The 23,419-nt window shown below is 38.2% G+C and carries 23 protein-coding genes; 15 read left to right on the top strand and 8 right to left on the bottom strand.

Translation table 11 applies throughout. The annotated features are described in order from the left end of the window. Positions 1-73: 73 nt before the first annotated feature. Positions 74-1,048 (top strand): lauroyl-Kdo(2)-lipid IV(A) myristoyltransferase, encoded by a 975-nt coding sequence (gene lpxM, locus GTH24_RS10150; protein ID WP_072068205.1) that lies wholly within the window; start codon positions 74-76, stop codon positions 1,046-1,048. A 75-nt stretch (positions 1,049-1,123) separates the two neighbouring features. On the opposite strand, the gene pyk is transcribed toward lpxM, so the two are convergent. After that, positions 1,124-2,566, bottom strand: coding sequence for a pyruvate kinase (pyk, locus tag GTH24_RS10145; protein ID WP_072068204.1), 1,443 nt, complete (start codon positions 2,564-2,566; stop codon positions 1,124-1,126). 232 nt (positions 2,567-2,798) lie between these two features. Then, entirely contained in the window at positions 2,799-3,641 is an 843-nt protein-coding gene (locus GTH24_RS10140; protein WP_164526362.1) for a MurR/RpiR family transcriptional regulator, read from the bottom strand. A 350-nt stretch (positions 3,642-3,991) separates the two neighbouring features. Here GTH24_RS10140 and zwf point away from each other — a divergent pair, with 350 nt between their 5' ends. The 4 genes from zwf to GTH24_RS10120 all read left to right on the top strand — a co-directional run bounded on the left by zwf (position 3,992) and on the right by GTH24_RS10120 (position 8,044). Beyond that, positions 3,992-5,467: a glucose-6-phosphate dehydrogenase gene (gene zwf / locus GTH24_RS10135; RefSeq protein ID WP_072068202.1), complete on the top strand. Its 1,476-nt coding sequence runs from the start codon at positions 3,992-3,994 to the stop codon at positions 5,465-5,467. Positions 5,468-6,042: 575 nt separating this feature from the next. Beyond that, complete coding sequence (gene mdtJ, locus GTH24_RS10130; protein ID WP_072068468.1) at positions 6,043-6,483, top strand: multidrug/spermidine efflux SMR transporter subunit MdtJ; 441 nt, start codon at positions 6,043-6,045, stop codon at positions 6,481-6,483. 2 nt (positions 6,484-6,485) lie between these two features. Then, the gene (gene mdtI, locus GTH24_RS10125) at positions 6,486-6,818 is read left to right on the top strand and encodes a multidrug/spermidine efflux SMR transporter subunit MdtI (RefSeq protein ID WP_115349824.1); all 333 of its coding nucleotides are present in this window, start codon (positions 6,486-6,488) and stop codon (positions 6,816-6,818) included. 260 nt (positions 6,819-7,078) lie between these two features. Continuing rightward, the gene (locus GTH24_RS10120; RefSeq protein WP_164526361.1) at positions 7,079-8,044 is read left to right on the top strand and encodes a lysozyme inhibitor LprI family protein; all 966 of its coding nucleotides are present in this window, start codon (positions 7,079-7,081) and stop codon (positions 8,042-8,044) included. Between the two features lie 66 nt (positions 8,045-8,110). On the opposite strand, the gene GTH24_RS10115 is transcribed toward GTH24_RS10120, so the two are convergent. After that, positions 8,111-8,455, bottom strand: a complete 345-nt coding sequence (locus tag GTH24_RS10115) for a RidA family protein (RefSeq protein ID WP_072068200.1) — start codon at positions 8,453-8,455, stop codon at positions 8,111-8,113. Positions 8,456-8,538: 83 nt separating this feature from the next. On the opposite strand from GTH24_RS10115, the gene GTH24_RS10110 reads away from it, so the two are divergent. From GTH24_RS10110 to rnd, 5 genes are all read left to right on the top strand, one after another. Continuing rightward, positions 8,539-10,482 (top strand): ATP-dependent DNA helicase, encoded by a 1,944-nt coding sequence (locus GTH24_RS10110; protein ID WP_082151759.1) that lies wholly within the window; start codon positions 8,539-8,541, stop codon positions 10,480-10,482. A 92-nt stretch (positions 10,483-10,574) separates the two neighbouring features. Beyond that, a complete protein-coding gene (gene tsaB / locus GTH24_RS10105) occupies positions 10,575-11,276 on the top strand; it encodes a tRNA (adenosine(37)-N6)-threonylcarbamoyltransferase complex dimerization subunit type 1 TsaB (RefSeq protein ID WP_115349822.1) in 702 nt (233 codons plus the stop codon). Positions 11,277-11,362: 86 nt separating this feature from the next. Next, entirely contained in the window at positions 11,363-11,959 is a 597-nt protein-coding gene (locus GTH24_RS10100; protein WP_072068197.1) for a Slp family lipoprotein, read from the top strand. Positions 11,960-12,260: 301 nt separating this feature from the next. After that, on the top strand, positions 12,261-13,949 hold the full coding sequence (fadD, locus tag GTH24_RS10095) for a long-chain-fatty-acid--CoA ligase FadD (protein ID WP_072068196.1): 1,689 nt from the start codon (positions 12,261-12,263) through the stop codon (positions 13,947-13,949). 98 nt (positions 13,950-14,047) lie between these two features. Next, the gene (gene rnd, locus GTH24_RS10090) at positions 14,048-15,166 is read left to right on the top strand and encodes a ribonuclease D (RefSeq protein ID WP_072068195.1); all 1,119 of its coding nucleotides are present in this window, start codon (positions 14,048-14,050) and stop codon (positions 15,164-15,166) included. A gap of 373 nt (positions 15,167-15,539) precedes the next feature. On the opposite strand, the gene minE is transcribed toward rnd, so the two are convergent. The 3 genes from minE to minC are packed head-to-tail and all read right to left on the bottom strand — an operon-like array spanning position 15,540 to position 17,349. Then, complete coding sequence (minE, locus tag GTH24_RS10085) at positions 15,540-15,809, bottom strand: cell division topological specificity factor MinE (RefSeq protein ID WP_072068194.1); 270 nt, start codon at positions 15,807-15,809, stop codon at positions 15,540-15,542. Positions 15,810-15,812: 3 nt separating this feature from the next. Beyond that, positions 15,813-16,625: a septum site-determining protein MinD gene (minD, locus tag GTH24_RS10080; protein WP_036936680.1), complete on the bottom strand. Its 813-nt coding sequence runs from the start codon at positions 16,623-16,625 to the stop codon at positions 15,813-15,815. A gap of 22 nt (positions 16,626-16,647) precedes the next feature. After that, positions 16,648-17,349, bottom strand: a complete 702-nt coding sequence (minC, locus tag GTH24_RS10075; RefSeq protein WP_072068193.1) for a septum site-determining protein MinC — start codon at positions 17,347-17,349, stop codon at positions 16,648-16,650. Positions 17,350-17,482: 133 nt separating this feature from the next. Between minC and GTH24_RS10070 the strand changes: the two genes are divergently transcribed. The 4 genes from GTH24_RS10070 to GTH24_RS10055 are packed head-to-tail and all read left to right on the top strand — an operon-like array spanning position 17,483 to position 20,110. Further along, the gene (locus GTH24_RS10070; protein WP_072068467.1) at positions 17,483-17,770 is read left to right on the top strand and encodes a YcgL domain-containing protein; all 288 of its coding nucleotides are present in this window, start codon (positions 17,483-17,485) and stop codon (positions 17,768-17,770) included. Positions 17,771-17,794: 24 nt separating this feature from the next. Then, on the top strand, positions 17,795-18,922 hold the full coding sequence (locus GTH24_RS10065) for a lytic murein transglycosylase (protein WP_072068192.1): 1,128 nt from the start codon (positions 17,795-17,797) through the stop codon (positions 18,920-18,922). A gap of 51 nt (positions 18,923-18,973) precedes the next feature. Beyond that, positions 18,974-19,630, top strand: a complete 657-nt coding sequence (locus GTH24_RS10060) for a fumarylacetoacetate hydrolase family protein (protein ID WP_072068191.1) — start codon at positions 18,974-18,976, stop codon at positions 19,628-19,630. 36 nt (positions 19,631-19,666) lie between these two features. Continuing rightward, positions 19,667-20,110 (top strand): YcgN family cysteine cluster protein, encoded by a 444-nt coding sequence (locus GTH24_RS10055; RefSeq protein ID WP_072068190.1) that lies wholly within the window; start codon positions 19,667-19,669, stop codon positions 20,108-20,110. Between the two features lie 62 nt (positions 20,111-20,172). Here the strand turns inward: GTH24_RS10055 and GTH24_RS10050 are convergent, their stop codons facing one another. Further along, a complete protein-coding gene (locus tag GTH24_RS10050; protein WP_072068189.1) occupies positions 20,173-21,060 on the bottom strand; it encodes a PhzF family phenazine biosynthesis protein in 888 nt (295 codons plus the stop codon). A 694-nt stretch (positions 21,061-21,754) separates the two neighbouring features. Between GTH24_RS10050 and GTH24_RS10045 the strand changes: the two genes are divergently transcribed. Beyond that, positions 21,755-22,579, top strand: a complete 825-nt coding sequence (locus GTH24_RS10045) for a DNA/RNA non-specific endonuclease (protein WP_431311723.1) — start codon at positions 21,755-21,757, stop codon at positions 22,577-22,579. A 63-nt stretch (positions 22,580-22,642) separates the two neighbouring features. Here GTH24_RS10045 and fetB read toward each other — a convergent pair whose 3' ends face one another. Next, complete coding sequence (gene fetB, locus GTH24_RS10040; RefSeq protein ID WP_164526360.1) at positions 22,643-23,416, bottom strand: iron efflux ABC transporter permease subunit FetB; 774 nt, start codon at positions 23,414-23,416, stop codon at positions 22,643-22,645. Between the last annotated feature and the right edge of the window lie 3 nt (positions 23,417-23,419).

Genomic DNA, 23,419 nt, shown 5'->3' with positions numbered 1-23,419 from the left:
ATGATTGATATCATCCGTTTTTGTTTTAACGTTTTTTACGCCTATTAGGGGTGTCAGTTCAGAGAGTTATCTGATGAATAAAGAAAAAGATACAGATAGCAAAGCGGGTTATGTGCCTACTTTTCACCGTGCATATTTACATCCTCGTCACTGGGGAACTTGGATAGGTGCTGGTGTTTTAAGTGCATTGGCTTATATGCCAGTTAAATGGCGTGATCCATTTCTTGCTTCTATTGGTCGTTTTGTTGGACGTAAAGCGAAAAGCGCAAGACGTCGTGCAGATATCAATTTGAGATACTGTTTTCCAAAATGGGATAAAACACAACGTGAAACAGTTCTTGATAGTATGTTTGAAACGGCTCCCCAATCCTTTGTGATGTTAGCAGAGCTTTGTTTAAGAGGGCCTGAGCACATATTAAAACGAACAAGCTGGCAGGGCCTTGAGATCATCGAACGTTTTAAAGAGCAAGGCCGTAATGTTATTTTTATGGTGCCACATGGTTGGGCAGTTGATATCCCTGCAATGTTACTAGCAGCTAAAGGCCAGCAAATGGCAGCTATGTTCCACCATCAAAAAGATCCCGTGGCTGATTATTTATGGAATAAAGCACGCCACCATTTTGATGGGCGATTACATTCGCGCGAAGCTGGCATTAAGCCATTTATTTCTTCTGTTCGACAAGGCTTTTGGGGATATTACTTACCTGATCAAGATCATGGCGCAGAACATAGCCAATTTGTGGATTTTTTTGGTACATATAAAGCAACATTACCTGCGATTGGCCGTTTAATGAAAGTATGTCGAGCTGCTATTGTGCCTTTGTTCCCAGTCTATTGCCATAAAACACATCAGCTTCACATTATTATTCGTGAGCCGATGGATGATATTGAAGATAAAGATGATGCGTACATTGCACGTAGAATGAATGAAGAGTTAGAAGCACTAGTGACACCAACACCCGAACAATATACTTGGATCTTAAAATTACTGAAGACACGTAAAGAGGGCGAAATAGAGCCTTACTCGCGTGAAAATATATTGGATTAGTCAGTTAATAAGTAAATATAAAAAATGGGCACTTAATTAAGTGCCCGTTTTGTTATTAAGATTTACACTTGGGTATTATTCAACCGTCAAAATACGGCATGTATTAGTGCTGCCGATTGTACCCATAAGGTCACCTTGAGTGACTAGCACTAAATCACCAGAAACTAAGAAACCTTTATCACGCAAACGAGAAATGGCTTCGTTAGCGGCAGCAATACCATCAGTATGAGTACTACAGTAAACAGGTGTAACGCCACGATAAAGTGCTGTTTGATTTAGTGTTTTCTCATGGCGAGACATTGAGAAAATAGGTAAACCGGTACTAATACGAGACATCATGCGTGCAGTACGGCCTGATTCTGTCATCGCAATAATCGCATTAACGCCTTTCATGTGGTTAGCAGCATACATAGTGGACATCGCAATTGCTTCTTCCACGGTATCAAACACCATATCTAAGCGATGTTTAGAAACATTAGCCGCAGGCATTTTTTCAGCCCCTAAACAGACTTGTGCCATTGAAGCGACTGTTTCTGCTGGATATTGTCCTGCCGCAGTTTCTGCCGAAAGCATAACGGCATCAGTGCCATCTAACACCGCATTAGCAACGTCCATAACTTCTGCTCGAGTTGGCATTGGGTTTGTTATCATTGACTCCATCATTTGAGTAGCTGTGATAACAACACGATTAAGCTGACGAGCACGGCGAATTAATTTTTTCTGCACACCAACAAGTTCAGGATCGCCAATTTCAACGCCTAAATCACCACGAGCTACCATCACAACATCGGATGCCATAATGATCTCATCGATAATTTCATCATTAGCTACCGCTTCAGCTCGCTCTACTTTAGATACGATTTGGCATTCACAACCTGCATCACGGGCTAAACGCCGTGCGAGGTTAAGATCTTCACCTGTTCTTGGAAATGAAACAGCAAGGTAATCGACACCAATTTTAGCTGCCGTAATAATATCTTGTTTATCTTTTTCTGTTAATGCATCTGCAGAAAGACCGCCACCGAGCTTGTTAATTCCTTTATTATTAGATAGAGGGCCACCCACAGTGACTTCAGTAAAGACTTTTAGTCCATCAACTTTGAGAACTTTTAACTGAACGCGACCATCATCGAGCAGCAAAATATCACCAGGAACCACATCGGCAGGTAGGCCTTTATAGTCAATGCCGACTTGATTTTGATTGCCTTCACCTTTTTCAAGGGCAGCATCAAGCAAGAATTTATCACCGACATTCAGGAAAACTTTTCCGTCTTTAAATGTAGAAACACGGATTTTAGGGCCTTGTAAATCTCCAAGAATAGCAACATGGCGACCCAATCTTGCTGCAATTTCACGCGTACGATTAGCGCGAGCAAGATGATCTTCCGCAGAACCATGAGAGAAATTTAATCGAACAACATTTGCACCAGCAATAATAATTTTTTCTAAGTTATTATCACGATCTGTTGCTGGGCCTAAGGTGGTAACAATTTTTGTTCTTCTGAGCCGTCTGGACATGTATTACTCCGTTGACCTTGAACGAAAAGGTGTTGGCTATTGGATAAAACAGAAATTAGACAATATTTTATCCAATATGTTAAGTGAAACGCATCAAGCTAATTGCAACATACACTACTGTTTTCATTATATGCGAGAGTTAGCTCGCAGATATGCTACCAGTTTTCAAAAAGTTATCTAGTCAAGGGCACAATAGGAAGTGTGACAATACTAACAGAATAATTAAAAACGGTTACTTATCAAACCGTGAATCACGTAAAGCTTCTTTGACGCGCTTCAAGTTATCTCTGAATTTTGGTCCTCGACGTAAAATAAATCCTGTCGCGAGAACATCAATAATAGTGAGTTGTGCAAGGCGGGAGATCATTGGCATGTAGATATCAGTATCTTCAGGCACATCAAGTAAAATAGGAAGAGTAGCTTCAGAGGCTAAAAGTGAGCCGGGTGTCGTAATAGCAATCACTGCAGCATCGTTTTCACGTGCAATTTTAGCTATTTCAACGAGATTTTTAGTCCGCCCCGTATGGGAGATAACCACGACAACATCACCATCAGCGCTATTGATACAACTCATACGCTGCATAACAACGTCATCAAAGTAAGTAACAGGAATATTAAAACGAGAAAACTTGTTCATGGCATCATGAGCCACGGCCGCTGATGCGCCTAAGCCAAAAAAAGAGATTTTTTTAGCTTGTGTCAAAATATCAACTGCACGATTGATTGCGGCGATATCAATATTATTTTTAACGTTCTCAAGTCCCGCCATGGCGGATTCAAAAATTTTATTGGTATAAGAAGAGACTGTATCAGAATCATCAATATTACGATTTACATAAGGCGTGCCGTTAGCAATGCTTTGTGCTAATTGTAATTTAAAATCAGGAAATCCCTTGGTTGCCATGCGACGGCAAAAGCGATTAACCGTGGGTTCGCTGACATCAGCGGTTCTAGCCATTAAGGCAATACTAGAATGGATAACAGTTTGTGGTGCAGTTAAAACAGCTTCTGCAACTTTTTTTTCTGATTTACTCAAGATGTCCAGATTAGACTGAACCCTTTCCAATATATTCATTAAATATACAGATCCTTGGCTTTGCCAATTTCAATAAAAGGAGAAATCTATAACGGTTTTATGAAAATATACTACGCAAAGAACAAGACTTGCAGTGTAAACCATCGGTAAACAGGGCTTTTTTCGTTAAAGTATGACGTGTGTCTAACTTTCAAAGCTGAAAATCAGAAACAAAACTGTTGTAAAGTTACAAGAAAGGATAAAACACTAGACATAAAATGAAGCGTTACAATATGTGTGGTAAGTTAGAGACTAAATGTGCGAGCGTATTTACTGAATACATCCAAAAGAGTACATTAATACAAAATTCTGTAACAAAATTACAAAATCTCATCATGAGGAGACGTACTATGGCAGCGATATCGACTGCTCAGGCCTGTGATCTGGTTATCTTCGGTACGAAAGGGGATCTAGCACGCCGTAAGCTTATTCCATCATTATATCAATTGGAAAAAGCAGGATATATTCACCCTGACTCTCGCATTATTGGTGTAGGTCGTGCTGATTGGGATGCCGAGGCATATAAAAATGTTGCCCACGAAGCATTAAAAACTTTTTTAAAAGAAGAAATTAATCCTGAAATTTGGCAGCGTTTAAGTGATCGCTTAGATTTTTGTAATCTTGATGTCAATGAAACAGACCATTTCATTGAGCTATCAAAGCACCTCAAACAAGACAAATTACCCGCTATTTACTACTTTGCAATGCCACCAAGTACCTTTAGTGCAATGTGTAAAGGTTTAGGCCATGCAAAACTTAATAAAGAGCCAAATCGTGTTGTGATGGAAAAACCATTGGGCACAGACTTAGCGTCTTCTGTTTCTATCAATGATAGTGTGGCGAAATACTTTAAAGAGAGCCAAATTTATCGTATCGACCACTATTTAGGTAAAGAAACAGTTTTAAATCTATTAGCACTGCGCTTTGCAAACTCACTGTTTGTTAACAATTGGGACAATAAAACGATTGATCATGTTCAAATTACTGTTGCAGAAGAAGTGGGTATTGAAGGGCGTTGGGGATATTTCGATCAAGCGGGTCAAATGCGTGACATGGTACAAAACCACTTGTTGCAGATCTTAACGATGATTGCAATGTCACCACCAGCTGATTTAACCGCTGATAGTATTCGTCAAGAAAAAGTGAAAGTCTTACGTTCATTACGTCGTATTGATAACACTAATATTCGCGAAAAAACGGTTCGTGGGCAATATACGGGTGGTTTTGTACAAGGTAAGAAAGTGCCAGGCTATCTTGATGAAGAAGGTGCAAATAAAACCAGTCATACAGAAACTTTTGTCGCTATCCGTGCTGATATTGATAACTGGCGCTGGGCAGGGGTTCCGTTTTATCTAAGAACAGGTAAACGCCTACCAAGTAAATGTTCAGAAGTTGTGGTTTATTTTAAAAAACCGGCACTCAATATTTTTAGTGAAACTTATCAAGAGTTACCACAAAATAAACTGACTATTCGTTTACAACCAGATGAAGGTATTGATATTGAGGTGCTGAATAAGGCACCTGGTCTTGATCATAAACATCGCTTACAAACTACGAAACTGGACTTGAGTTTCTCTGAAACATTCAATCAAACACATTTAGCAGATGCTTACGAACGTTTATTGTTAGAAGCAATGCGTGGTATTCAAGCATTGTTCGTACGCCGAGATGAAGTAGAAGAAGCGTGGAAATGGGTTGATTCAATTATTAATGCATGGGAATGCGACAATGAACTGCCTAAGCCTTACCAAGCGGGTACATGGGGACCTGTTGCATCTGTTGCAATGATCACTCGTGATGGTCGTTCATGGAATGAAATTGAATAATTGATTTTGATTGTCCATTCTAACGAAAAATACCCAGCTATGCTGGGTATTTTTTTATCAGCTAAATACCTTTAAGCATAATTACAGCAATTTAGATGAATAAAACTACTGAAGGATCGTAAAATCACTGATTAACTATGCAATTTGATTTTGGCTAGAAACTAAAACTTAAATAAAACCAATCAATTAACAAAAATATTTTGCGAAAAGGCATTGCTTTAAATAATTCGGCATGATAGAAATATCATGTAACATTTAACCATCTTATATGAGGGTTCGGAGTATATCGTGCGGATGGTCTGTGCGATGAAAGAATAAATAATCATGACTAGCGCCAAAAGCGTCAAAGTTAAACGTTCTACCTATAAGTTATTCCTTTCTGCTATTTTATCCAGCGAACACTACTGGTGTGGCGCATTATAGAAATCTCTCATCTTAATTCCTGACGCAATCAGGAAATGACGTTGCCTTAACGTTCGGCTTTTATTGCCGCCAGAAAGACTATCTACATATTCTCTATCTTCCTGCGCAAGAAACGTTTCGGCGTATTTCAAATGTGTATGAGAGATGAAAAAATGATTTATTGGATATTTTTAGCATTAGCTATCGTTTGTGAAGTTATCGGTACTTTATCAATGAAGTACGCCAGTGTAAGCGGTGGCTACACCGGTATGATAGTGATGTGGTTAATGATTGCCACTTCCTATATCTTTTTAGCCATAGCCGTTAAGAAAGTGGCATTAGGTGTAGCATATGCACTATGGGAAGGTATTGGAATTGTCATTATTACGACATTCAGCGTTCTGTGGTTTGGTGAATCGCTGTCACCATTAAAGTTAGGTGGTCTAGCGATGTTAATTGCAGGGATCACGCTTATCAAATCCGGTACTAAAAAATCGGCTGTTGCTAAGAAAACAACCGATTCGGTAAAAAGTATCGCGGGTAAAGCCAAGCACGTTGCGAGTGCCGTAAAAGGAGCGAATAAGCCAATTCCTGCCAATATCAAGGAGGCTTAATTATGCTAGCTCAATTTGAATGGTGGCATGGTGCGTTCCTAATACTTGCCGTAGTGCTTGAGATTATTGCCAATATATTTTTAAAAATGTCTAACGGCTTTAGCCGAATGGGATTAGGAATATTATCACTTGTTTGTGTGTTAGGTGCGTTTAGTGCACTAGCAATGGCAGTCAAAGGGATAGAGCTTTCAGTTGCTTATGCACTTTGGGGAGCATTCGGTATTATTGCAACTATCGCTGCCGGTTGGATCTTATTTAATCAGAGGCTCAATTATAAAGGATGGGGTGGAATTATATTATTACTGGTTGGTATGGTAATGATTAAATTTGCTTAAATCTACTTAACATAATAAGTGAGATTTTGATAAAGATAGTAATCTGATTATCACAGCACAAAGTAAGTTATATAAAAAAGCTGAGTTCTTTCTGAATTCAGCTTTTTTTATGCTCAAGAAAGGGTTGCTCTATTGGGTGTAGTCAATATTGATGTTTTAGAGAGTTGTTAAATAAAGTGAAATTAAAAATATTTAATATAAAATAAACTTAACTATTTTACACTTACAATTTAGCCATTTAAGATTATCGGAATATGATCATGAAACTAAAATATATTGCTTTATGCTTTCCTCTCTTGTTAACGGCGTGTGGAGAAAAAACAGAACCTATTGGTTGCTCTTCAGAATTAACACAAGTTTCTCTTATTGAAGCATTGAAAAAAACAGCACTAGAAGAAGTTTCTCGCCAAACGAGTCGTTATTCTGATGTAACTAATCAATTAAAACGAACAACATTAGAAGAAATGAGTTTTAACGTGTCTGAAATAATGACTAAATCTAATGATCCAAACAGTACGATGAAATCTTGTTCAGCAATGGTTTCAATGACATTACCAGCAAATAATTATGAAACATTGCACGACTATTATCGGATGGAATTTAATCGTAATCTTGATAAGACACTTGAAGACTTTTCATTAGAACAAAATACTAATACTTTCTCAGCAAGGATTGATTATACCACTCAACCAACGGATGATAATAAAACGGTTTTTGTGAATATTTCAGCCAAAAACAGTATTTCAAATGGTGCCGCTTTTGTTTCTGCTCTTTCTATAATAAAACCAATTAGAGAACAACAAAGAATATTGCAACAACAGCAAGAGCAAGAATTACAAAAGAGACAAGAAGAACTTCGCCAACAGCAAGAATTGACGCGTCAACAACAACTATTAGACCAACAAGCAGAGCAAGGATCACTACGTCAACAGGCGTTAGAGCAACAAGAAGTTCGTCGTCAAAGACAGGCTTTGCAAGAAACACCAGTACTTTCACTTTCTCAAGCAAAACAAGATTTTCTTACAGCAGATGCTGAATTAAATAATAGATGGCAAAGTTTAAGTAGTGAACAAAGAAAAGCTTTATTGTTAGGCCAACGTCAGTGGATAAAAAATAAAGATCTTATTTGTGGGAAAGTAACATCTGAAGGCAGTGATGAAAAATTAGCAAAAATATACAGTTGTCATGCAGAGACAATAAAAAATAGGATACCTGAGTTAAAATAACATTATAAAAATACGTTAAATCAAAGAAAATAAGCACCTATAAAAGTAGGTGCTTAATAAATGTATTTACATTGCTGCAATAATTTTAATTTCGACTTTATATTCAGGGTGCATTAATTGTGCTTGCACAGTACAGCGTACAGGCGCGCTACCTTTAGCAACCCAAGCATCCCATGCTTTATTCATTCCTTCAAAATCGGCTTTATCAGCTAAAAATATTGTCGCATCAAGGATCTGAGTTTTATCAGAACCTACGCGTTGTAATAAAACATCGATTGCCGCTAATGTATCTGCTGTCTGTTCAATAATATCGCCCGATAAATTCTCTGGTACAGCGGTGTAATAAATAGTGTCATTATGAATAACCGCTTCAGACCAGCGATCTTCGGGATCGATACGTTTAATTGTCATTGAGTTCTCCTTTGTATTAACGGCATAGGTGGTACTTTTGATTATCCACTGGCATAATTTACGTCTTATTTTATAAAAAGAGTATGCCTGTGTCAGACGATTTTGCAGAAAACGGGATTTTAACCCGAACTATTCCTGGATTTCATCCCCGTGAAGCTCAACGACAAATGGCGAAATCAATAACAGATATTATTGATAAGCAGGGTGTACTTATTGCGGAGGCTGGTACGGGAACGGGGAAAACCTATGCTTACCTCGTACCTGCTTTGCGTTCAGGTAAAAAAACCATTATTTCAACAGGCTCTAAAGCCTTACAAGATCAACTCTATAGCCGGGATTTACCGACAATCATTGAAGCAATTAATTATGATGGCAACACGGCCTTATTAAAAGGGCGTTCAAATTATTTGTGTTTAGAGCGACTCGATCAACAAATGCTCAGTGGTGGTGATCTAGAAGCCGAAGTATTATCTGACGTGATGTATGTACGCCAATGGTCAACACAGACAGAAGATGGTGATGTTAGCCGTTGTCATAGTGTTGCAGAAGATAGTCGAGTTTGGCCTCTAGTCACGAGCACTAACGATAACTGTTTAGGAAGTGATTGTCCTCGCTATAAAGAGTGCTATGTTCTAAGCGCACGTAAAAAAGCAATGGATGCAGATATTGTCGTCGTTAATCACCATTTATTTATGGCGGATACTGTCGTTAAAGATACTGGTTTTGGTGAATTAATTCCGGAAGCTGAAATTATGATCTTTGATGAAGCTCATCAAATTCCGGATATTGCCAGCCACTATTTTGGTCAACAACTTACCAGTAGGCAGCTTTTTGATCTCGCTAGAGATATGACCGTTGCTTATCGCACTGAAGTGCGTGATCAAGTTCAATTGCAAAAAAGCGCCGATCGATTAACTCAAATGGTAATGGATTTTCGCTTAGTATTAGGTGAAACAGGCTATCGAGGTAATTTACGAGAACTGCTACAGGGTGGTGAAACAAAACGTTTTCTTACGTTACTGGATGATGCGCTAGAACTAAGTTATGACGTTATGAAGCTATCGTTAGGGCGAAGCCAATTACTTGATAGTGCTTTTGAACGAGCCACTGTTTATCGCAATCGCTTAAAACGTCTGATTGATACCACAATTCCGGGCTATAGTTACTGGTTTGAAAGTTATGGTCGTCATTTCTTACTGGCTATTACGCCACTTTCTGTTGCAGATAAATTTCGTGAATTAATTAAATCACATAAAAGCAGTTGGGTATTTACCTCGGCAACGCTCTCTGTAAATGAACAAATGTCTTATTATACAGATAGGCTAGGTTTAGAAAACGCAACAACATTGATTTTAAATAGCCCCTTTGATTATCAACATCAAACATTATTGTGTGTACCGCGTTATTTGCCGCCCTTAAATCAGCCTTATACGGCGAAACGTTTAGCTGCCATGCTAACGCCAGTTATTTTAAAGAATCAAGGACGCTGTTTTTTCCTTTGTACTTCACATGCCATGATGCGTGGACTTGCCGAAGAGTTTAAAGCCAGTTTGCCATTACCTGTATTGATGCAAGGGGAAATGAGTAAAACACAATTACTGCAAAAATTTGTCTCATCAGGAAATGCACTTTTGGTTGCAACTCAAAGCTTTTGGGAAGGGGTTGATGTGCGCGGTGATACATTGTCTTGTGTGATTATTGATAAATTACCTTTTACAGCACCAGATGATCCTCTATTAAGAGCACGTATTGAGGATTGTGAATTACGGGGTGGTGATGCATTCAGGGATGTGCAAATTCCGGATGCTGTAATTAGTTTAAAACAAGGTGTTGGACGATTAATTCGTGATGTACACGATTATGGCGCAATTATAGTGTGTGATGATAGATTGGTTTCTCGTGCATACGGAGAGGTTTTTTTAAGCAGTTTACCCCCTTCACCACGAACACGTTCTCTTGAAAAAACTATGAGTTTTTTGAGCCAACGCGCACAGCAGAATGAAAAACAAGAAATATTGGGTTCATAATAGCGATCGCACAGAATGTGTGTTTATTCTGTCGAACACTATTATGATATTATTCTTTCTCTTTTAATTATCGAATTTGCCGGAGTTATGGCGTGTCACTGCGAATTTTAGCAATAGATACTGCAACAGAATCTTGTTCAGTTGCAGTTTGGAATGAAGGCGTTGTTGCTTCACGTTTTGAGATCTCACCTCGTGAACATACACAAAAGATTTTACCTATGGTCAAAAGCGCCTTAGAAGAAGCGAACTTAACATTGCAATCATTAGATGTCCTTGCTTTTGGGCGTGGTCCAGGCAGTTTTACTGGGGTTCGTATTGGTGTCGGTGTTGCACAAGGTATCGCGTTGGGTGCTGAATTACCCATGATTGGTATATCATCACTTGCCACCATGGCAGAAGGTGTATTTAGAACAACAGGGATCAAGCAGGTTTTAGTCGCAATAGATGCACGTATGGGTGAAATTTATTGTGCTCAATATCAACGTAACGACGAAGGGATTTGGTTAGGTGAAGAAACAGAAGCTGTGATGAAACCTGAACACTTTGTTGAAGCCTTACAATCAACCACGGGTACTTGGGCAATGGCGGGTACGGGTTGGCAAGCCTATACTGAATTAAAAGAGACATTGCCTTTTACCGTTGTTGAAACTGATATTACATTGCCGGCGGCACAAGATATGCTACCGCTTGCAGTTACTGCTTGGCATGAAGGAAAAGCCACAAGAGTAGAAGAGGCTGAACCTGTTTATTTGCGTAACGAAGTTACGTGGAAAAAACTACCTGGTCGTGAATAGATTATGAATATCTATTAGAAATTACAGAGTAAAGCTATAATAATATTATAGAGTAACGTCAATAATGACTTGCAATGAGGTGGTTTATGAAAAGACAATTAAACTACCGTTTGGTAAGCAAAACACTATTTTTGTCTGGTGCTTTGTTTCTAACGGGATGTGTCTCAATACCTGAATCAATAAAAGGAACATCAGCAACGCCTGTCACTGATTTAAATGGTATTTTTGTAGCGCCTGAACTTTATGTAGGTCAAGAAGGTCGTTTTGGCGGACGTGTGATTGATGTTAAAAATCTTCAATCATCCACACAGCTAGAAATTGCCGTTATGCCACTTTCTCAATATGATGCAGCACCTGAATTACAACAGCCGTCTATTGGGCGTCTCTATGCAAATGTCATGCATTTCTTAGATCCTACAGATTATAAAAACCAGTATGTAACGGTAGTTGGAACGATTAAAGGCGTTGAAACAGGAAAAGTTGGGGAAGCGAGCTATCCATTTTTACGTATGGATGTAACAGGAATGAAACGTTGGACACTGACACAGCAAGTGATTATGCCAGCACCTGTTATGACATGGGGATATTATGGTGATGGCCCATATTGGGGTTATCATCATGGATATGGTGGTTATGGTGGATATCCATATGGAACTGGTCAGGTTGTACCCGTTTTAGAATAAAAAATGGGTTTGTGATCGCATGACAATATAATATTTCATCTCCATTTGGACGAAACGGTGTATAATTAATATCTATAATATATTAGGTAACTATCTAATAGCGTTATTAAAGTTGAATAAAAATAAAAGAGAGGGCGGTTTTGACCGCCTTCTTTTTTGTTAATCTAAAAATAAAATATTTAGTGACACACTTCTCATCTTCACAACAGAAAATTGTTTGTGCTGGTAGGATGAGTTAATACTTTGTTAAAAATGAAACATAATATTAACCCAAGAAGTGCGATTAATCAGGAGTACTACTTTGGAAAAAGTCTGGCTTAAACGTTATCCGGCAGATGTTCCGGCTGAAATTGACCCGGACCGTTTCGCATCCCTTGCTGAGATGCTTGAAAACGCTGTCGCAAATTACGCAGATCAACCCGCCTTTATCAATATGGGCGAGGTCATGACTTATCGCAAACTTGAAGAGCGTAGCCGTGCTTTTGCAGCATACCTGCAAAATGGCTTAGGATTGAAAAAAGGTGATCGTGTTGCCTTGATGATGCCTAATTTATTGCAATATCCTATCGCACTTTTCGGTATTCTTCGTGCAGGCATGGTTGTCGTAAACGTAAACCCACTTTACACACCAAGAGAACTTGAACATCAGTTAAATGACAGTGGTGCAACTGCCATTGTTATTGTCTCCAACTTTGCGCATACACTCGAAAAAATTGTGTTTAATACCAGCATTAAGCACGTTATTTTAACTCGAATGGGTGATCAATTATCTCGCCCTAAAGCAACACTCGTTGATTTTGTTGTTAAGTACATCAAACGATTAGTACCTAAATATAATTTGCCTGATGCCATTTCATTTCGAAGAGCAATGCATTTTGGTTATCGAATGCAATATATCAAACCTGAAATTACTGGTAACGATTTAGCATTCTTACAATATACAGGTGGAACAACAGGTATTGCTAAAGGCGCCATGCTAACGCATCGCAATATGTTGGCAAATCTTGAACAAGCCAAAGCGGCCTATGTTCCTGCTCTAAATGTGGGTAAAGAACTAGTGGTCACCGCATTACCGCTGTATCACGTTTTTGCTTTAACCGTTAATTGCCTACTGTTTATTGAAGTTGGGGGTAAAAACTTACTTATCACTAACCCTCGTGATGTGAAAGGAACAATTAAAGAGTTATCACGTTACCCTGTCACGGCTATTACAGGTGTAAACACGTTATTTAACGCTTGGTTGCAAAATCCTGAATTTCGTCAACTTGATTTCTCCAAACTAAATCTTTCTGTTGGTGGTGGTATGCCTGTACAAAGCAGTGTCGCCAAAGAGTGGGAAGAGTTAACAGGCAAACATTTATTAGAAGGTTATGGCCTGACAGAATGTTCTCCTCTGGTCACTGGTAATCCTTATAATCTGAAAAAATACAGTGGTAGTATTGGATTACCTGTACCCTCAACTGACGTTAAGTTTATGGATGATGAAGGTAACGAAGTTGACCGCACTGTAGGCGGTGAAATGTGGGTTCGTGGACCTCAGGTCATGAAAGGATATTGGAACCGCCCTGATGCCACTGACGAGGTTTTACACGATGGTTGGGTTGCAACAGGTGATATTGCGACAATGGATGACGAAGGCTTTATTCGCATTATTGACCGTAAAAAAGATATGATCCTAGTCTCAGGATTTAACGTTTATCCTAATGAAGTTGAAGAAGTGGTTACGGGTCACCCTAAAGTATTAGAATCAGCGGCAATTGGTGTACCGAGTAAAAATTCAGGTGAGACAGTTAAGATTTTTATCGTGAAAAAAGACCCTACATTGACGGAAGATGAGATAAAAACACACTGTCGTCGCTACTTAACTGGGTATAAAGTACCTAAAATTATTGAGTTTCGTGATGAATTACCAAAATCTAATGTCGGTAAAATTTTACGCAGAGAGTTAAGAAATGAAGAAAAACAGTTGAAAACCTCAACTGAATCTTGATACAACACTCAATAACCTTTTTCAATTTCGCCGGTTTATACCGGCGTTTTTGTCATTACATAAAAAGTCATTAGACATAAAAACAAGAGAAACCTGTTTTGAATTATCAATTGATTACGACAGACACTGCATTAGAAACCGCTTGTAAAGCCGCATCACAAGCTTCACAAATCGCATTAGATACAGAGTTTGTCCGCATACGTACCTATTACCCGCATCTTGGTTTGATTCAGATGTATGATGGTAAACAGATCTCTCTTATTGATCCCCTAGCAATAACAAATTGGACTCCCTTCGTTGAATTATTAACTGCTCCAAACATCATGAAATATCTCCATGCGGGGAGTGAAGATCTCGAAGTATTTTCTCACCAGTTTGGTTGTGTTCCCAAACCAATGATTGATACACAAGTGGTTGCTGCATTTTTGGGCTATCCGATTTCTTGTGGCTTTGCAACGTTAGTTGAGAAATATGAAGATATCGCATTAGATAAAAGTGAATCTCGCACTGATTGGTTGGCTCGTCCTTTAACGGAAAAGCAATGTCAATATGCCAGTGGTGATGTTTTCTATTTATTGCCATTAGCCAAAAAGCTTATCGCAGAAGCTGAAGAAGCCGGATACATGGAGGCGATTGTAGATGAATGTGAAATGATAGCTCAACGTCGACAAGAAACGGTTTCTCCTGAGTTCGCTTATCGTGATATTGGCAATGCATGGCAATTAAAAGGCCAACAATTAGCCTGTTTAAAAATGTTAGCCGAGTGGCGTTTAAACCAAGCTAAAGCGCGTGATATGGCACTTAATTTTGTTGTAAGAGAAGAACACTTATGGGCTGTTGCTCGCTATCTTCCTACATCACTCGCTGAATTAGATGCATTATCGCTTTCAGGTCAGGAAATTCGTTGTCATGGACGCCGCTTATTAGATTTTGTTGCTAAGGCTAAAGAGATCAAAGATGAAGATTGTCCTGAGCCTATTGGTAATATCATTGAACAACCAAATTATAAAAAAGCGTTTAAAGCGATAAAATCCGTTATTCAAGAAATGAGTGAAAGTAAGCGCTATAACCCAGAATTATTGGCTTCAAGAAGACAAATTAATCAGTTATTAAGTATTCATTGGAAAATAAAAGAAGGGCAGCCTGAGCTTATTTCGCGCTGGCGTAAAGGTTTATTAGAAGAAAAAATAACGGAAATTCTGGCGCAATATCCTTAATTTTGTTGATAGACGATTTTCTAACTGCTGAAGATAAAATTGCTGATAAATCGCATCAATAATCTCTGTGAAATAAAAATCAATAGGAGTCTCTTAAGAGGCTCTTATTTTTTTCATGCAAAAAATATCGCCTATAAGAATAGGTGATAGTAATAAATGCATTAAATATAGAAACAGTAAAAGTAAACGTTATTGCGAAATAAAATGGCTCCTGTGACTTATCACCAATGATTAAAATAGCAACGAGATATAGCGCTATTTGCGCATTCAGGTGAATTCAAATTGTATATAATTAAACACAGAGCCAATCAAATTAATTATAGTTCATGGTTGGCTCTGTGAATAATGACTTATAAAAAGCGTAAAATATGATTTACTTTGTTGGTTCTTCGCTTTCAGGTAAGGTCACATTTAGCTCTAATACAGAGATATCATCACCTTTTTGTTCAAATTGAACAGAAAGCATCTCTGGATCTATCTGCACATATTTACAGATAACACCTAATAAATCTCTTTTCATATCAGGTAAATAAGCTGGCTCGCTATCACCACGGCGACGTTCAGCGACGATAATTTGCAAACGCTCCTTGGCAATATTAGCTGTCGGCTTTTTACGCGACAGGAAAAAATCTAGTAAAGCCATCTTTTACCCCCCAAAAAGGCGTTTCAGAAAGCCTTTTTTCTCTTCTTCAATAAAACGGAATGGATGTTCTTCACCTAACAAACGATTTACTGTATCTGAATAGGCTTTACCCGCATCAGACTCGCTATCTAAAATAACTGGTTCACCTTGGTTAGATGAACGTAAAACAGATTGATCTTCGGGAATAACACCCAAAAGTGGAATGCATAGAATTTCAAGAACATCTTCCATGCTTAACATATCGCCACGGCTCACTCGGCCTGGATTATAACGTGTTAATAACAGATGTTCTTTAATTGGATCTTCACCGCGCTCAGCACGACGTGATTTAGAGGCGAGAATGCCTAAAATACGGTCGGAGTCACGCACAGATGAAACTTCTGGGTTTGTTGTGATGACTGCTTCATCTGCAAAATAAAGGGCCATTAATGCGCCACTTTCAATACCTGCAGGAGAGTCACAAATAATAAAATCAAACCCCATTTCATCGAGTTCATCTAATACTTGTTCTACACCATCACGAGTGAGCGCGTCTTTATCTCTTGTTTGTGAAGCAGGGAGTATAAATAGGTTCTCTGTACGCTTATCTTTAATCAATGCTTGATTTAAAGAAGCATCACCCTGAATAACATTAACAAAATCATAAACAACTCTACGTTCACAACCCATAATAAGGTCTAAATTACGTAACCCAATATCAAAGTCGATAACAACCGTCTTATGACCTTTTTGAGCGAGGCCGGTAGAAATGGCCGCGCTGGAAGTTGTTTTACCAACCCCACCTTTACCTGACGTAACAACAATAATGCGTGCCATGGAGTGATTCCTTGTCGATGCTCTAAATTAAGTTCTCGATTGTTAATTCATTCTCTTGCAAACTCAGTTGTACTGATTTACCAACAAAGTCTGTAGGAATTTGATCGCTTAGCCAATATTGACCAGCAATGGAAACAAGTTCAGCAGACAGATGCGTACAAAAAATATGACTCTCTTGATCACCCGATGCGCCAGCCAGTACACGTCCACGCAATATACCGTAAACATGCACATTACCATCAGCAATTAATTCAGCGCCTGCACTTACATTACTAATAACCACTAAATCGCTATTTTGAGCATAAATGCGCTGCCCTGAACGTACAGGGGTATGGATGATTTTTGTTTTTTGACGCACAACTGACTGTGCTTCATTCGTTTTATCGTTATTTGCCTGAGTTGTTGGCTTAGCTATTTTACCCTCATTTAAGATAGGTAACTGTGCGGCAATTATCGCTTCTTTCTGTTGAGCGTTTGAACTACCACTAATTCCCACGACACGTAAGCCAGCATCTTCTACAATTCGCCTCAGTTTTTTAAAATCAATATTATCATCTGCTAATGCAGAGACATTGATAACCACAGGCGCGTTTTTCAGAAATTGAGGCGCTTGTGCAATTTTTTCTGAAATTGCCTGACGAATAACTTTCGGTGTTCCATCATTTAAATGAAGTACCGAAAGGGTAAAATTACTGCCTTTTAACTCAATGGGCGTGTTTGACATCTATCTGACTCAGTAAATTTTTTATAATCTGGCACAAAAAACCAGAGACGATATTACGAAAGTATATAAGCATGTTATATTTACTAAAATATTCAGGCAAGTCGCTTATTTTAATAATTAGAGTTTAATGAAAATGATTTGTGCAATTTACCGTAGTACCAAGCGTGATCAAACTTATTTATACATCGAAAAAAAGGATGATTTTTCTCGAATTCCGGACGAATTATTACAAAGTTTTGGCGAACCTCAGTTTGCAATGTTGCTTAATCTCGCGGATAGACAGCGTTTAGCGCATGCTGACATTGAAAAAGTCAAAAAAGCATTAGTTGAGCAGGGTTTTTACTTACAAGTTCCACCACCTGTCGAAAGTATGTTAAATACTTATTTAGATGAATTAAAAAAATCAGAAAAAACTGAATAAATCATCGAGATAAAAGGAGCATAAATGTTCAAATATTCGTTCATCGCTGTGATTGTTTCTGGTTTAATGCTGTCAGCCTGTACTAATAGCCAACAAAAATTGGCGGAAAGACAAATTATCGCACCAGAGGCAACGGCAGTTGAAACACAAAAAACACCTCGATGGAAACAAGTGAATATTGCATCATTAGAACAGGCCTTTCCTAAAGATGCTCGCACAGCTGCACAATTTCCCGCTTATGTTGAAGCACTGAAATTGAAAGCGGCTCAATTGGGATATAAACAAGAAACAATAGATTTTGCTTTTTCAGAAGCACATTTTATTGAACGAGTGATTAAATCTGATCGAAATCAACCAGAAAAGAAAATTACACTCGATGTTTATCTACCGCGCATTGTCACCAATGGTCGCCTAAATCAAGGCGCTAATCTCTATCAAGAAAATCAATCAACCTTAGAGTTAATCAGCAAAAAATATGGAGTGCCTGCAAACTATATTGTTGCGTTATGGGGGCTTGAAAGTGGCTTTGGTAAAGTGCAAGGCAAAGAAGATGTCGTTTCTGCACTGGCTACATTAGCGTTTGAAGGTCGTCGAGAAGAGCTATTTACACGCCAACTTATGGCAGCACTTGAAATTATCGAGGAAGGACACTTACCGCAAGGACAGCGCTTGAAAGGCTCTTGGGCGGGAGCAATGGGACAAACTCAGTTTATGCCATCTTCTTTCCTTACTTATGCTGCAGATGGCAATGGTGACGGAAAAATAGATATCTGGAATACGCGTGAAGATGCATTTGCTTCGGCTGCTAATTATTTAGCGACTGAAGGCTGGAAAAGTGGACTTCCTTGGGGGGAACAGGTTACTTTATCAGTAGATTTTAACCAGCAACTTGAAGGCATTAAGGCCGAGCAACAAAAAACGGTTGCTCAATGGAAAGCATTAGGCGTCCAATTACCTGCTAATAGCCAATTAAGTGACGATATGCAGGTATGGTTAATAATTCCAGATGATGATTTAAACCGAAGTTATTTAGTGACACAAAACTTCCGCACAATTATGCATTGGAATAGTTCTTACTTCTTTGCCCTTAGCATTGTCACAATGGCTGATGGCGTTGCTAATAAAATAAACTCACTGCCTAACGCGAGTTAGCCATATTTGCAGTGAAATAAAACACAGCAATTTACCTAAAAGGAACACATTATGTATCAACATCGGGATTGGGAAGGTGCGTTACTTGATTTCCCTGTCAATAAAGTAATTTGTGTGGGTAGTAACTATGCAAATCACATTAAAGAGATGGGTTCAGTTCGTTCAGAAGAACCAGTGATTTTTATCAAGCCAGAAACCGCTATGTGCGATCTTCGTCAACCTATTGCTATTCCTAAGGATATGGGTGCTGTTCATCACGAAATCGAATTAGCTGTACTTATCGGTCAACCACTCAAGCAAGCCAATGAAGATCGAGTTGATCGCGCAATTGCGGGTTTCGGTATTGGTCTTGATCTCACGTTACGTGATTTACAAGGTAAATTGAAAAAAGCAGGACAACCATGGGAAAAAAGTAAAGCGTTTGACGGCTCTGCACCACTGTCAGGTTTTATTCCCGTTAATTCTTTTGGTGATCCACAAAATGTCGATTTAATGTTACGTGTTAATGACGAGATTCGTCAGCAGGGTAACAGTCGTGATATGCTTACTCCTGTTTTACCCCTTATCAGCTATATGTCTCGCTTTTTTACCCTACGCCCTGGTGATGTGATTTTAACGGGAACACCTGAAGGTGTCGGCCCTCTAGAATCGGGTGATATGTTGGTATTAAGTGTTAACGAGCATCAGCTGACAACGCGGGTTATTTAATTCGTATCAGATGAGCAATAAGGTAATAACGTAGAGATGGCAAAGGCTTTTTGGCAGACTAAAACATTAGATGAAATGAGTGATGATGAGTGGGAATCACTTTGTGACGGGTGTGGGCAATGTTGTTTACACAAGTTAATGGATGATGATACCGACGAAATATATTTTACCAATGTCGCTTGTAATCAACTTAATATTAAGACCTGCCAATGCAGTAATTACGAAGATCGTTTCCGTTATGAGCCGGATTGTATCAAGCTTACAAGGTATAATTTACCAACATTTGAGTGGTTACCACTGACATGTGCGTATCGTCTTCTTGCTGAAGGCAAAACATTACAAAGTTGGCATCCACTTATTGCGGGAAATAAAGCAAAAATGCACCAAGGTAATATATCTGTAAGGTATATTGCAGTGCCAGAAACGGAAGTTGAAGATTGGGAAGATCATATTCTTAATCGTCCGAAAGGGCGTGGTTAATTAAAAACTAACAACGTTGCGGAATTCAATTATTAAAAGCCCTTTTCGGGGCTTTTTTCCATTTAAAGACGGATTGTTTTTTCTCCGAATATAGCAGCTTGCCCGCCAACGCTAACACCAAGAATTTCTTGAGCGTATGAATTAATCGTCACTTCAAGCAACGATGAGCATTCCATCGCACGGCCTTGTTCTAAAAGAAAATGAGTTTCATTAGGAAAAACGTAATTGACCAAATAGCAGCCTAATGCTCCGCTAGAACTGCCTGTTGCAGATTCTTCATTGATACCATACAAAGGTGCAAAATTTCGGCAATGAGCTGTAATGGCGATGTCTTGACTTAATTCAAATACGTGAAAACCGATGGTATCAAATTCACGACTTAGATCCGCAATTACATCAAAATTGGGTTGTAAAGTATCTAGTGAGCCTGGTTGCACAGGCACAATAATATCGTGTAAACCTGTTGAAATGATCGTAATGGGTAAGCCAGTTTTTTCAATAACATCACGGTGTATGCCCAATGCTATTGCGACAACATCAATATTAGGCCCTTGACGCATAACAGGACGTGTTTGCTCCATAACAATACTTTGTGAGCTTACAGCGACACTTAGAATACCAGCTTTTGTTTTTTGCGTGTAACTACCCGACTCAATAAAATTAAGCGAAGCTAGAGTAAAGAAAACTGCTAATGTCGCATGCCCACAAAAATCAACTTCTCCTTCTGGAGTAAAAAAATCAACCTTAAAGTCAGTCTCTTTGCCTGTATAGACAAATGCGGTTTCAGAAAAGCCGACTAGGCGCGCAATTTCTATTTTTTGTTTATCACTTAGATTAGGGGGGTTAAGTACGACACCTGCGGGATTACCTCCAGAATTATTGCGGGTAAATGCATTTACAAGATATACCTTTATTTTGTGCTCGGTGGTGAGGGTGGCGCTTTTTTGCATCTGGATTTTCTCGTGTTATAACCCAACTCAATTTAAATTTTTTATATAAATTTTAATATGGATAATTGTTGGTAAGCTATAGATTTATATAGTAAAAAGTGATGATAGTTCCTTTGTATTAGCTGTTGAATAATAATACATATGAAAAAATAAATCGCTAGAAGCTTATCACTGATTAGAAGTATCAATAATTCAAGAACAACAAACAAACTGTGATATAAATAATTTTCTCTTTATTATTGTTAATAAAGAGAAAATTATTCCATATAAAAATATATGTAGAAAACTTATTGACTAAATGAGAATTATATCCCATGATTATTCTCATGGTGGAAATTTAGTCTTCACCAAACCTAATAAGTTTTAAACCTCGCTTAATGCGGGGTTTTTTGCTTTTTGGGACAGTGAAAATAAATATTCATCATAAACGGTGTTTGTGATATTTGATCTTTAGAATTCTTACGCGCCGTTTTTTTATTTCTTAGCAAAATTCTGGGCTGTAAATTGTGATTAAAAATAACCTCATTAATACGATGGGGTTTTTGTATTGCAGTTTATAGTTGGAATACATCATCGAGAGAAAATAGGATTTTTCTCTTTTAACAAAAAGCTCGCTTCGGCGAGTTTTTTTGTTTCTTTATTTAAAAAGGAATTTTATATGAAACGTATTACACCTATTATTTTATCATTTTTTATGATCTCCACCAGTTATGCAAATACCGATATAACTGTTGAACCTAATACTAATATTGGATCTTCATTGTTAACTTCGGCGCGTGATATTTCCATGCGTTCAATGAATGATGAAAATTGTGGTATTGGTTGTCCATTAGGCGGAAGCGAAACCACTATTCAGCGAGATGTTTATACACTAAATAATAATAGCGAAACCAAGTTTGCGGATTGGGTTGCTTATTTAGTAACTAAAGACAGCATAGGTAGTGGTAAAGCACGTAATTGGAAAAAAGATCCGGCTTTAGGCAATGATGAAACCTTATCGCCAGCGGATTACAAAAATGCCAATGCCACATTAAAAGTTGACCGTGGTCATCAGGCGCCTTTAGCTTCATTGGCTGCGTTACCTGGTTGGAATGCACTTAATTATCTTTCTAATATCACACCACAAAAAGCAGATTTAAACCAAGGTGCGTGGGTACGATTAGAAGATCAAGAGCGTAATTTGGCCAAAGCAGGCCACAAAGTCTTTACAGTGACAGGCCCTATCTATGAAAGAGATATGGGTAAATTGCCAAGTACAGATAAAGAGCACACAATTCCAAGTGCTTATTTTAAAGTGGTTTTTCTAAATGATTCTCCAGAAAATTCCTCTTATGCGGCGTTTATTATGGATCAACAAACACCGAAAAAAGCAGATTTTTGTGAATTCCAAGTAACAGCGGCAGAAGTGGAAGCACGTACAGGTTTAACACTTTGGAGTCAGTTACCTGAAAACGCTCAAGATGTGAAAACTCAAGCAGGTGAGTTAGTTAAAAAAATGGGGTGTACGGTATTAAAGTAATTATTTAAACCTGCATACTACTTAATAGAAGGTCACTTTATTTAGTGACCTTTTTCAATATAATTAACTATTTTCTAAATTAATTAGCTGATGACGTTGATTAAAGAATTTTTTATAGGTTAAGTAACATGCAATTATGGTCGAAATACTGGCTGTGGCCATCAACATAAACGTCACCATAATTTGATATTTCACGGCTTGTAATGGATCAACCCCTGCAAAAATAAGCCCTGACATCATACCTGGTAAGCTTACAATACCAACTGTTTTTGCTGCATCAACCGTTGGGATTAATGAAGATTTAATACTGTCTCTGATAATACTCATCGAGGCTAATTTAGGGGTAGCTCCAAGGCTTAACATCTCTTGTAATTGCTGTTGCTGATTTTGAAAACGTTGCCCTAAATTATTATAACAAAGGCCAGTTGCTATCATTGCGTTACCTGCAATCATTCCGGTAATAGGGATGATTTGAATAGGAGTAAAGGCAATCGAACTGGTGAGTAATAAAATAGTTAGGGTTAATAATGCCCCTGTGGTAATAGCAGCAAAAGAGATAAGAAAAGTATCTTTAACATATTTACTGCGTTTTTTGGCGTTATGTGCCGCGTTATAACAGATAAATAGCACCATTAAAAAGGTGAGAATAAAATGGTCTACATGGAATATATAGGTCAATACATAGCCAACAATTAAGAGTTGGACAATGGCCCTTGCGGTACTCCAAATAATATCCTTTTCTAATGATAATTTTTCTTTGTGGCTAATAAAGATTGCCACAAGTACTAATAACAGCGAGAAAATAAGTGACTCATTACTTATCGTATGTTCGTTCATAAT

Origin of the sequence: Proteus vulgaris, from assembly GCF_011045815.1 — a bacterium.
Classification (GTDB): domain Bacteria; phylum Pseudomonadota; class Gammaproteobacteria; order Enterobacterales; family Enterobacteriaceae; genus Proteus; species Proteus vulgaris_B.
This window is presented reverse-complemented; position numbering and strand designations above follow the sequence as displayed.